Annotated in this window: 1 protein-coding gene (running past one end of the window); it reads left to right on the top strand. The window is 51.6% G+C overall.

The window, feature by feature from the left end:
* Positions 1-13,637: the final stretch of a non-ribosomal peptide synthase/polyketide synthase gene (locus tag BA1DRAFT_RS22520; RefSeq protein WP_036775943.1), read on the top strand. Its footprint begins 35,479 nt before the window's first position; the window shows 13,637 of its 49,116 coding nt (coding positions 35,480-49,116); the start codon falls outside the window, past its left edge; its stop codon occupies positions 13,635-13,637.

Below are 13,637 nucleotides of genomic sequence, written 5' to 3'. Positions count from 1 at the left end.
TTGTTCCACTGTCCCGTGAGGGCCAATTGCCGCTGTCATTTGCGCAACAGCGTCTGTGGTTCCTGGCGCAGTTTGAGGGGGTGAGTGAGACCTATCATATTCCTCTGGCTCTGCGTTTGCAGGGGCGACTGGATATCGCGGCTTGGCAGCAGGCGCTTGATACGCTGTTTGCCCGTCACGAAGCGTTGCGTTCTGTTTTTGTTGCTGTTGACGGCCAGCCACAGGTGGAATTGTTGCCGGCGGCATTAGGTCTGCCGATGAAGAAATATGATCTGCGTGACGTGCCGGATGCGGATACCCAACTTGCATCTCTCTCTGCTCAGGAAGCCGGAGTCCCGTTTGATCTTGCCTGCGGCCCATTAATTCGTTCCAGTCTGATACAACTGGCTGACGACGATCACGTTTTCTTACTAACCCAGCATCATATTATTTCTGATGGCTGGTCTTTAGGGATACTGAAATCAGAACTGGAGATGCTTTATTCGGCTTGCTTGAACCAGCAGTCGGATCCGTTGCCGCCGTTGACGATTCAGTATCCTGATTACGCCGCTTGGCAGTGCCAATGGCTGTCGGCAGAACAGGTACAGTCCCAATCTAACTACTGGCGCACAAAGCTGGCTGATGCGCCGGTTCTATTGGATTTGCCTACTGACCGGCCACGTCCGCCTCAGCAGTCATTTGCCGGAAATATCTTGCCTGTCAGTCTGGATGCGGAGTTAACCCAATCCCTTAAACGCCTGAGTGAGCAACAGGGCGTCACGTTATTTATGACCCTGTTAGCAGCTTGGTCGACGGTTCTATCGCGCCTGTCCGGTCAGGAAGATCTGGTTATCGGTACGCCAAGCGCCGGTCGCAGTCGACAGGAAGTAGAATCTTTAATCGGCTTTTTTGTGAATACATTGGCGTTGCGGATGGATTTATCCGGTGAACCCAATGTAGCGGAATTGCTGGCGCGTGTGCGACAAACCGCCTTGGCGGCACAGGAACACCAAGATCTGCCGTTTGAGCAGGTGGTGGAAATCGTGCAACCACCACGCCGACTGGCGCATACCCCATTGTTCCAGGTGATGTTTGCCTGGCAGAACAATGAGAACACGGAATGGCGGCTGCCGGGACTGGTGGTTTCACCGGTCGAGCAAGCTATTGATGTGGTTAAGTTCGATCTTGAGCTGAATTTATTTGAGGTGGAGGGCCGAATTGTTGGTTATCTGAACTATGCCACCGCCTTGTTTGATCAAGCGACTATTGAGCGACAGGTGAGCTATCTCCATACCGTACTGCGGGCGATGGTAGCTAATCCTCAACAATTGGTCGGAGGAATCGATATCCTGACTGTAGCGGAGCGCAAGTTGTTATTAGAAACCCGGAATGTCATTGAAACCCGGTATCCTAAGCAGTTATGTATTCATCAGTTATTTGAACAACAGGTGGAGAATGCGCCTAATGAGGCGGCAGTGGCATACGATGAACAGACCCTCAGCTATGCCGAGCTCAATGCTTGTGCCAACCGTCTGGCACATCAACTGATAGCGTTGGGAGTCACACCGGACCAACGGGTGGCGGTTTGCGTGTCACGTTCACCGGCAATGGTGGTGGGGGTATTAGCCGTACTGAAAGCCGGTGGCGCCTATGTGCCGCTGGATCCGGTCTATACCGGTGAGCGTCTGGCACATATCCTGACCGATGCGGCCCCCGCTATTTTGCTGGCGGATAAAGTCGGGCGTGATGCGCTGGGTGAGAATACGCTGGCAGGTCTGACGGTACTTGACCCGAATAATCTGCCAGATCAGCCGGACAGTAACCCGCAGGTGCCGGCATTGACGGCACAACATCTGGCGTATGTGATTTACACCTCGGGCTCGACCGGCACGCCGAAAGGGGTGATGGTGGAACATCGTCATATCCTGCGTTTGTTTGACGCGACTGAATCCTGGTATCGCTTTAACCGGCAGGATATTTGGTGCCTGTTCCATTCCATAGCGTTTGACTTCTCGGTATGGGAATTATGGGGGGCATTACGCTACGGCGCTAAACTGGTGCTGGTTCCGCACGCGATTGCCCGTTCACCCCAGGAGCTGCATCAATTCGTGTGTCAACACGGCATCACGGTGTTGAATCAGACCCCCAGTGCCTTCAAAGCCTTTATTGCCAGTTATATCGCCAATCCATTACCGGACTGCTTGCGTTATATCATCTTTGGCGGGGAAGCCCTTGATCCGAGTATTTTGAAGCCGTGGTATGCCCTGCGTGAGGAGACGTTGCCTCAGTTGGTGAATATGTACGGTATCACCGAGACCACGGTTCACGTCACTTACCGGGCACTGGGCCGCCATGATGCAGAACAGACAACGAGTCCTATTGGCACGCGTATTCCGGACTTAACCCTCTATCTGTTGGATAAGTATGGTCAGCCAGTACCGTTAGGCGCTGTAGGTGAGTTATATATTGGCGGGGCTGGTGTGGCACGGGGTTATCTCAATCGTCCTGAACTGACTGCGGAGCGCTTTCTACCGAATCCGTTCAGTAGTGAACCGGATGCCCGGATGTACCGTACCGGGGATTTGGCCTGTTACCTGCCAGATGGCAATCTGGCGTTTCTGGGCCGAAATGACCAGCAGGTGAAAATCCGCGGTTTCCGCATTGAGCCGGGTGAAATCGAAGCCCGATTAATGGAACACCCGGCGGTGAGTGAAGCGGTTGTACTGGCGCTTGGCGACGGTCAGGACAAACGGTTGGTGGCTTATGTGGCGGCAGAAGTGGATGAGGCGTTAATTAATCATCTGCGTACTTACTTAAGTGCGATTTTACCGGATTATATGGTGCCGACAGCGTTCGTCTGTCTGGATGCCTTCCCGTTGACACCGAACGGCAAACTGGATCGCCGGGCGCTACCGGCACCGGGGGAAGATGCCTTTGCCCGTCAGGTTTATGCCGCGCCGCAAGGGGAAACAGAAACCCTATTGGCTGCTATCTGGAGCGAGTTGTTAGGCATTAAACAGATCAGCCGACACGACAGTTTCTTTGCTTTGGGAGGCCATTCATTGCTGGCGGTGCGAATGATTGAACGTTTGCGTAACGCGGGGTTAACGCTGGCGGTGCGTGATCTGTTCCAATCCCCGGTGTTGTCCGCATTTGCTCAAACAGTAGGGCAGTCACAAGCGGTGGTGGTGCCGCCGAATGTCATCACCCCGGCAATCACTGCCCTTGCACCTGAGATGTTGCCATTGATTGATCTAACTCAGACTGAGATTGATCATATCGTTGAACAAGTGCCGGGTGGGGTTGCTAATATTCAGGATATTTATGCCCTGTCGCCGTTACAAGACGGTATTCTGTTCCATCATCTGTTGGCGAATAAAGGTGATCCGTATCTATTAGTCAGTCAGACGGCTTTCGCTGACCGATCTCTGTTGGACAGTTATTTGGCGGCAGTGCAACAGGTGGTTAACCGCCATGACATCTTGCGTACTGCTTTTATCTGGCAAGGATTATCAGCACCGGTTCAGGTAGTCTGGCGTCAGGCGCGGTTATCAGTGACTGAGTTGACGTTGGATTCCGTTGATGGACCGGTTTATGAGCAACTAATTCAACGTTTTGACCCGCGTCATCACCGTCTCGATTTGAGCCAAGCCCCCTTGTTGCGCTTTATGGTGGCGCAAGAAACGGATGGTCGCTGGATTGCCCTGCAATTGCAGCATCATCTGATTGGCGATCATACGACGCTGGAAGTGATGAACCGCGAAGTTCAGGCGTACCTTACCGGGCGGGAAGAGAACTTGCCTGCGCCGGTCCCTTTCCGCAATCTGGTGGCTCAGGTCCGGTTGGGAGTGAGCCAGGTCGAACATACCCGTTTCTTTACTGACATGTTGGCTGACGTGGATGAACCGACGCTGCTATTCGGGTTAACGGAGGTACATCGAGATGGCTCGCAGGTGACAGAATTGCACCGGATGTTGCCCGCCATATTGAATAACCACTTGCGTAGTCAGGCCCGGCGTCTAGGCGTCAGTTTGGCGGCGTTGTGTCATCTGGCTTGGGCACAGGTGTTGTCACGTATCAGCGGACAAGAGAAAATGGTGTTCGGCACTGTGCTGTTTGGGCGGATGCAGGGTGGGGAAGGCGCTGATAGCGGCATGGGACTGTTTGTCAACACCTTGCCGTTGCGACTGGATATAGATGATACCCCGGTGCGAGACAGTGCACGGTTAGCCCATACTCGGTTAGCCGAATTGCTAGCGCATGAACATGCTTCACTGGCGCTGGCTCAACGTTGCAGTGGAGTGTCGGGGGAAACGCCCCTCTTTAGTACTTTGCTGAACTACCGGCATAGTACGCAGCCGATCACCGTAGATGAAACTATCAGCAGTATAGAATCCTTTAATGGGCAGGAACGTACCAACTATCCGTTTGTGCTGTCGGTGGAGGATTTTGGTCACGCTTTGGGATTGACTGCACAGGTGGTGCAACCATTTGATCCAGAACGGATATGCGGCTATATGCAACAGGCGCTGGAGAGTTTGGTGGAAGCACTTGAACAGGAGCCGGAAACACCGGTACGGACACTGAATATTTTGCCAGAAGTGGAACGCCGGTTGTTGCTAAAAACTTGGAATGCGACTGAAACTGTCTACTCTGAGCAGTTATGTATCCATCAGTTATTTGAACAACAAGTGGAGAAAAACCCGGATGCCACGGCACTGGCGTATGAAGGACAGACGTACAGCTATGCGGAACTAAATACTCGTGCTAACCGACTGGCTCATCAACTGATTGCGCTGGGTGTTGCGCCAGACCAGCGAGTAGCGATTTGTGTGACACGTTCACTGACGATGGTCGTGGGCTTGCTGGCGGTGTTGAAAGCGGGTGGAGCCTATGTTCCGTTGGACTCGTCTTATCCAGGGGAACGTTTGGCACATATTTTGACTGATGCAGCCCCGGCTATTGTGTTGGCGGATAATGTCGGATGTATCGCACTGGGTGAGGAGGCACTGGCAGGACTCACTGTGCTGGACCCGAATATTTTGCCTGATCAGCCGGACAGTAACCCGCAAGTGACCGCACTGACTGCGCAGCATCTGGCGTATGTGATTTACACTTCGGGTTCAACTGGTACACCAAAAGGCGTGATGATTGAGCATCGTGGGCTAATTAATCTTGTTCAGGATAAAATCGCCCAGTTTGACATTCACTCGGATAGCCGGATGTTGCAGTTTGCCTCGTTGAGTTTTGATGCCAGTGTTTGGGAAATCATGATGGCGTTGGGGAGTGGTGCTAGTCTGATTATTGCTGTCGATATCGTCCGTCAGGACCCGCTTCGTCTCTGGCATTATCTGGAGCAACAGTCGGTGACTCATGCCTGTCTGCCCCCGGCACTGCTCCGGGAAAGGATCGATTTACCGGAAATATCGATAAGACCTACGTTGATACTCGGTGGTGAGGCACCTAGCGCAATGCTGCTTCAGGCACTGAGTCGTCGGGCGACGGTGTTTAATGCCTATGGCCCGACAGAAATCACGGTGTGTGCGACGACCTGGCGTTGTCCGCCAGACTACACGGATACGTTAGTGCCTATCGGCTATCCGACGGCGAACACCCAGATTTATTTGTTGGATACCTACGGCCAGCCAGTGCCATTGGGGGCCGTGGGTGAATTGTATGTGGGTGGTGCGGGGGTGGCGCGTGGCTACCTTAATCGTCCTGAACTGACGGCTGAACGTTTCTTAGCTGACCCGTTTAGTGAGATGCCGAATGCGCGGATGTATCGGACTGGGGATTTGGCCCGTTATCTGCCAGACGGCAATCTGGAATTCCTGGGCCGCAATGACCAACAGGTCAAAATTCGTGGTTTCCGTATTGAACCGGGGGAAATCGAAGCCCGACTGATGGAATACCCAACTGTGCAAGAGGCTGTTGTGTTAGTGCTAGGTGATGAGCAGGGTAAACGGTTGGTAGCTTATGTAGTGGCAGAAGCGGATGATGCGCTAGTTAACCGTCTGCATACACACTTGAGCGCAATTTTACCGGATTATATGGTGCCGGTGGCTTTTGTACGCCTGAATGCCTTCCCGCTGACCCCGAACGGTAAGCTGGATCGTCGGGCATTACCGATACCGAGGGAAGAGGCTTTTGCCCGGCAGATTTACGCCGAGCCGTTAGGAGAGATGGAAAGCACATTGGCGGTTATCTGGCGTGAGTTACTCGGTGTTGAGCGGATTAGCCGGTATGACAACTTTTTCGCTTTAGGCGGCCATTCGCTGTTGGCAGTGCGGATGATGAACCGGATAGCGGCGTTGGGGATTGAATTACCGCTGTCCACGTTGTTTAAATTCCCGACCTTAGCCGATTTTGCTGAAGCGATGAATACTCGATTTGATGAACAGAACAGCAAATTACCAGCTATTATCCCGCTATCCCGTGAAGGTAAATTGCCGTTGTCATTTGCACAACAGCGTCTGTGGTTCCTGGCCCAGTTTGAAGGAGTGAGTGAAACTTACCATATTCCGGTGGCATTGGGTTTACGTGGTCGGTTGGACATCGCTGCTTGGCAGCAAGCGCTTAATACGCTGTTTGCCCGCCACGAAGCGTTACGCTCTGTCTTCGTTGCTGTTGATGGTCAGCCACAGGTGGAGTTGTTGCTGGCGGAATCGGGCTTACTGATGAAAAAATATGATCTGCGGGATATACCTGATAGGGATGCGCAGCTTGCGTTTCTGTCTACTCAGGAAGCCGAGGCGCCGTTTGATCTTGCTTGCGGCCCATTAATTCGTGCCAGTCTGGTACAACTGGCTGACGATGATTACGTTTTCTTGCTGACCCTGCACCATATTGTTTTCGATGGCTGGTCTGTCAGCGTGTTGATGCGTGAATTGAGCACCCTTTACACCGCTTTCCTGGCAGGGCAATCAGATCCGTTGCCACCGTTAGCGATTCAATATCCTGATTACGCCGCTTGGCAGCATCAGTGGCTATCGGCTGAACGCATACAGACTCAATCTGACTATTGGCGCACAAGGCTGGCTGATGCGCCGGTACTGTTGGATTTGCCTACTGACCGGCCACGTCCACCTCAGCAGTCGTTTGCCGGGGCTTTATTGCCCGTCAGTCTGGATGTGGAGTTAACCCAATCCCTCAAACACCTGAGTGAACAGCAGGGCGTCACGCTATTTATGACCCTGTTGGCTGCCTGGGCGACAGTTCTATCGCGTTTGTCCGGTCAGGAAGATTTGGTTATCGGTACACCAAGTGCAGGCCGAAGTCGACAAGAAGTGGAATCGTTGATCGGTTTCTTTGTGAATACGCTGGCGTTGCGGATGGATTTATCCGGTGCACCCAATGTAACAGAATTGTTGGTGCGTGTGCGGCAAACCGCGCTGGCGGCACAGGAGCATCAAGACCTGTCGTTTGAACAGGTAGTGGAAATCGTGCAACCGTTGCGCCGATTGGCGCATACCCCATTGTTTCAGGTGATGTTTGCCTGGCAAAGCAATGAAAATAAAGATTGGACGTTACCCGGACTGGTCGTTTCACCTGTTGGACAAACTTTTGATGGGGCTAAGTTTGATCTTGAACTGAGTTTATCCGAGATGGATGGCAGAATTGTCGGTTATCTGAATTATGCCACTGCCCTGTTTGATCAACTCACCATTGAGCGACAGGTGGGATATCTCCATACCGTACTGAGAGAGATGGCAGCTAACCCACAACAGCCGGTCGGGAAAATTAATATCCTGACCGAGGTGGAACGCAAGCTGTTACTGGAAACCTGGAATGCAACCCAGGTGCCGTATCCTGACCAGTTATGCATTCACCGGCTGTTTGAGCAGCAGGCAGAGAAAACCCCTGATGTGGTGTCGTTGGTGTATAAAGAACGCATTTTCAGTTATGCCGAATTAAATGCTCGTGCCAACCGGCTAGCTGGCCGGTTAATCGAGCAGGGGATACGGTCTGATGATCGGGTTGCTGTGGTATTAGAACGCTCCATTGAGCTGGTTGTGGCTCAGTTGGCTATTCTTAAGGCCGGAGCTGTTTATGTGCCTATCGATCCCCATGTACCGAACGAACGGAAAAACTGGTTGATAAACGATTGTTCAGCCCAATTGTTGCTCACCGATATTCCGGTTGATCTGGCGGTTCCATTGTATTGCCTTGTCGATGAGATGGACACCATCAGGGAGGAGGATTACCACAATCCAGACTTACCTCGTTCCAGTACCGAGCTGGCCTATATCATGTATACCTCCGGCTCGACCGGCACACCAAAAGGGGTAATGGTGCCGCATCGTGCGGTGGTTCGGCTGGTGATTAATAATGGGTACGCTGAAATCGGGCCGGATGATCGGGTGGCTTTTGAAGCGAATCCGGCTTTTGATGCCAGTACTTTTGAAGTCTGGGCGCCGTTGTTAAATGGCGGCTCATTAGTGGTGATTGATCATGCCACCTTACTGACGCCTAAAGAATTCGTCCAAACACTACAGAGTTATCGTATTACGGTGCTGTGGTTGAGTGTCGGGCTGTTTAACCGGTTGGTGACAGCGTTGTCTCCGGTGTTGCCACAAATCAAAATTCTGATTGTTGGCGGTGATGTCCTTGATCCCCATGTGATGGCGCAGGTTCTGCGTGATAGCCCGCCTCAACAGTTATTGAATGGCTATGGACCAAGTGAGGGTAGCACCTTTACCACCACCTATCGTATCACGACGTTACCATCGGGAGTAACCCGGATACCCATTGGTCGGCCAATAGCCAATACACGAGTTTATCTGTTGGATACTTATGGTCAGCCGGTGCCGCAGGGGGTAACCGGTGAGATTTATATCGGTGGTGATGGTGTTGCCTGTGGCTATCTCAATCGCCCCGAACTGACCGCAGAACGTTTTCTGCCTGATCCATTTAGTGGTGAACTAGATGCTCGCATGTATCGAACCGGGGATTTGGCCCGTTACCTACCGGATGGCAATCTGGAGTTCCTGGGCCGCAATGACCAACAGGTGAAAATCCGTGGTTTTCGCATTGAGCCGGGGGAAATCGAGGCTCGGCTAATGGAACATCCGGCGGTGAGTGAAGCGGTTGTATTGGTACTAGGTGACGGTCAGGACAAACGGTTGGTGGCTTATGTGGAGGCAGAAGCGGATGAAGAGTTAGTTAATCACTTGCGTACTCATCTGAGTGCCATTTTGCCGGATTATATGGTGCCGGCAGCGTTTGTCCGTCTGGATTCCTTCCCGCTGACGCCAAACGGCAAGTTAGATCGTCGGGCGTTACCGGCACCGGAAGAAGAAGCGTTTGCCCGGCAGGTTTATGAAGCGCCGCAAGGGGTGACAGAAACCACATTGGCCGCTATTTGGAGCGAGTTGTTGGGTATTGAACAAGTCAGTCGGCATGACAGTTTCTTTGCGTTGGGTGGTCATTCATTGTTGGCGATACAGATGATTGAGCGTCTGCGTAGTGCGGGGTTAACGTTGGCGGTGCGTGATCTGTTCCAATCTCCGGTGCTGTCCGCATTTGCCCAAACAGTAGGACAGTCTCAAGCGGTGGTGGTACCGGCGAACGTCATCACTCCGGCGGCTACAGCACTCACGCCTGAGATGTTGCCGTTAATTGAGCTGACCCAACTTGAGATTGACCATATTGTGGAACAAGTGCCGGGGGGAGTGGCTAATATTCAGGATATCTATGCCCTGTCACCGTTACAAGATGGCATCCTATTCCACCATTTATTAGCGAACAAGGGCGATCCATATCTGCTGGCCTATCCTATGAGTTTTGCTGATCGTTCGTTGCTGGATTGTTATTTGACGGCAGTGCAACAGGTGATTGATCGCCATGATATTTTGCGTACTGCCTTTGTCTGGCAAGGATTATCAGTTCCGGCTCAGGTAGTCTGGCGTAAGGCACCGTTATCAGTGACTGAGTTGACGTTGGATTCCTCAGATGGACCGGTTTGTGAACAACTGGCTCAACGTTTTGATCCGCGTCAGCATCGTCTTGATTTGGGTCAAGCACCACTGTTACGTGTTGTTATTGCACAAGAAACGGATGGCCGTTGGATCGTATTGCAGTTGCAGCATCATTTGATTGGTGACCATACTGCAATGGAGGTGATGAATCGCGAAGTTCAGGCGTACCTCGCCGGGCAGGGGGGCCGCTTGCCTATTCCGACTCCTTTCCGCAATCTGATAGCTGAGGCCCGGTTGGGGGTGAGTCAGGTTGAACATACTCGCTTTTTTACCGATATGTTGACAGGGGTGGATCAACCGACGTTGCCATTCGGATTGATGGAAGTACATCGGGATGGTTCACAGGTGGCACAATCACACCGGATGTTGCCCGCCACGTTGAATGGTCGTTTGCGTAGTCAGGCTCGGCGTCTGGGAGTCAGTTTGGCTGCGTTATGCCACTTGGCTTGGGCACAGGTATTGTCACGTACCAGCGGACAGGAGAAAGTGGTGTTCGGCACCGTGCTGTTTGGGCGGATGCAGGCAGGGCAAGGAGGTGATAGCGGCATGGGACTGTTTATCAACACCTTGCCGTTACGACTGGATATGGATGATACCTCGGTGCAGGACAGTGTACGGGCAGCACATGCCCGGCTGACTGGATTACTGGAACATGAGCACGCTTCACTGGCATTGGCTCAACGTTGCAGTGGGGTACAAAATGAAATTCCACTCTTTAGTGCTTTGTTGAACTACCGACATAATGCGCCAATAATCGCCACGGATGAAGTTATCAGCGGCATTGAATTTCAGGGCGGGCAAGAGCGCACTAACTATCCGTTTGTTTTGTCGGTGGAGGATTTTGGTAATGCTCTGGGGCTGACGGCACAAATCGTTCAACCGATTGATCCGGAGAGAGTATGCGGTTATATGCAACAGGCGCTGGAAAGTCTGGCAGCGGCGCTTGAACAGCAGCCGGAGACACCGGTCCGAGCACTGAATATCCTGCCGGCAGCAGAAAAGCGGCTGTTGCTGGAGACCTGGAATGCAACTGAGGCGCCATATCCTGACCAGTGTTGTATTCACCAGTTGTTTGAACAACAGGCAGAGAAAACCCCTGATGCAATAGCGCTGATGTATGAAGAACATATTCTCAGCTATGCGGCATTAAATGCCCGTGCTAACCGGCTGGCCCACCGGTTAATCAGGCAGGGGATAGGGTCAGACGATCGCGTGGCGGTGCTGTTAGAGCGTTCTATCGAACTGGTGGTAGCTCAATTGGCAATCCTTAAAGCCGGGGCCGTTTATGTGCCTATCGACCCCCGAGTGCCGGATGAGCGGCAGCATTGGTTGATAAACGATTGTTCAGCCAAATTGTTGCTTACAGATATTCCGGTTAACTTGGATATTCCCCTGTATTGCTTTGCTGATGAGATGAGTGATATCGAAGAGGAGGATTACCTTAATCTTAACTTACCTCGGTCCAATATCGAGCTGGCTTATATCATGTATACCTCCGGCTCGACCGGTACGCCAAAAGGAGTAATGGTGCCGCATCAGGCGGTGGTTCGGCTGGTTATTAATAATGGGTATGCTGAAATCGGGCCGGATGATCGGGTGGCGTTTGAAGCTAACCCGGCTTTCGATGCCAGCACCTTTGAAGTTTGGGCGCCATTGCTAAATGGCGGAACTTTGGTGGTGATTGATCACACGACTGTGTTGACGCCTAAAGCGTTTGTCCAAGCATTACAAGCTTATCGAATCACAGTGATGTGGTTGAGTGTTGGGCTGTTTAACCGGTTGGCGGCAGAGTTGGCTCCGGCTCTTGCGCAACTTAAGATCCTGATTGTCGGCGGCGATGTGCTGGACCCGCATGTGATTGCTCAGGTTCTGCGTGATAGCCCGCCTCAACAGTTATTGAATGGTTATGGGCCGAGTGAGGGTACCACTTTTACCACTACTTACCGTATCACGGCATTATCATTGGGGATGACCCAGATCCCCATTGGTCGACCGATAGCCAATACGCGGGTTTATCTGCTGGATGTCTATGGTCAGCCGGTACCTCTGGGGGTAGTAGGGGAGTTGTATATTGGGGGAGCAGGTGTAGCGTGTGGTTATCTCAATCGCCCTGAGCTGACGGCTGAACGCTTCCTTGTTGATCCGTTTAGTGATTTACCTGATGCCCGCATGTATCGGACCGGGGATTTAGCCCGTTACCTGCCGGATGGTAATTTGGAGTTCCTTGGCCGTAACGATCAACAAGTTAAAATCCGCGGCTTCCGCATTGAGCCGGGTGAGATTGAGGCTCGATTGGTGGAACACTCAACGGTACAAGAGGCCGTGGTGTTGGTGCTAGGTGATGGGCAAGATAAACGTTTGGTTGCTTATGTCGTGGCACGACAGGATGAGGGACTGGCTAATAGCTTGCGCATTTACCTGAGTGCCATTTTACCGGATTACATGGTGCCGTCGGCTTTTGTGCGTCTGGATGATTTTCCGTTGACTTCTAACGGTAAATTGGATCGTCATGCACTACCTGCCCCAAGCAATGAAGCTTTTGCCCGGCAGATTTATGAAGTGCCACAAGGAGAAACGGAAACCGTATTAGCGGCTATTTGGTGTGAATTACTGGGCGTTGAGCAGGTTAGTCGGTATGACAATTTCTTCGCCTTGGGTGGTCACTCATTGTTGGCTATGCGGATGATAAATCTTATAGCTAATCATGGATTTATTTGTACATTGAATGATCTGTTTCAATTCCCTGTGCTGTCTGAACTGGCAGCAAAAATGACCTCAGATACGTTGTCTCAACCACGAAACAGTGCGATATCGGTGCGACTTGGTGGAACGGGCCTGCCGTTATTCTTTGTGCCTAGCGGGATGGGTGATTATTCCTATGTGTTCGGGTTGTCTCAGCAGCTTCATTCAGGCTACCCGATTTATGCATTGCCGTGGCCATCCATAAGTGAAGAGCCGATGTCGACTATGGAAGAGCAAGCCGCAAGAATGATCCACTTTATGAAAGTGGTTCAACCGGAAGGTCCATATCAGATATGTGGTTACTCTTCCGGTGGCATATTGGCTTATGCGATTGCCCAGCAACTTCTGTATTCTGGTGAAGCGGTTAATTTCCTTGGTCTGATAGATACGCCAGTTCCTCATTATTACAGGCCGCGGATAACGCCGCCAAAATTCCAATTTTTTATCGAGTTGGCAAGACAAGCAGAAGACGGACATATTGAAGAAATTACGGCACTGTACCAACAAATTGATGAATTAGATTTGGTGCAATTTATCGAAATGGCGCAGAAATTGGCGTTATATCCGGCAAATCTGCGTGCTGATTTAATCGCAAGACGTTGGGAACAGATAGCAAATTATGCACAAATAGTTAAAAACTATGAGCCGCAAGTATCGGCGATAACACTGCATCAATTCTACGCAATGGAGCCTTCTCCACCTGTATCTGTTGTTATGGAAACTAATGCTATGGATACTAAAGTTATGGATGTTGAATCACCGCCTTTAAACAGGGATATGTCGTTAGGCTGGGCGCGGATATTGCCTGATTCTTCGCTTCGGTTAATTCCAATTTCGGGTAACCATTTTAGTATGTTGGAGAATAATGAGGATAGAGCTGTTTTAGTTCAGGCTTTAAATATGGCGTTGGCGGAGGGGGGTGACGAGGAAGTTCAGTAA

It is taken from the genome of Photorhabdus aegyptia (assembly GCF_000612035.1).
GTDB classification, from domain to species: domain Bacteria; phylum Pseudomonadota; class Gammaproteobacteria; order Enterobacterales; family Enterobacteriaceae; genus Photorhabdus; species Photorhabdus akhurstii.
This window is presented reverse-complemented; position numbering and strand designations above follow the sequence as displayed.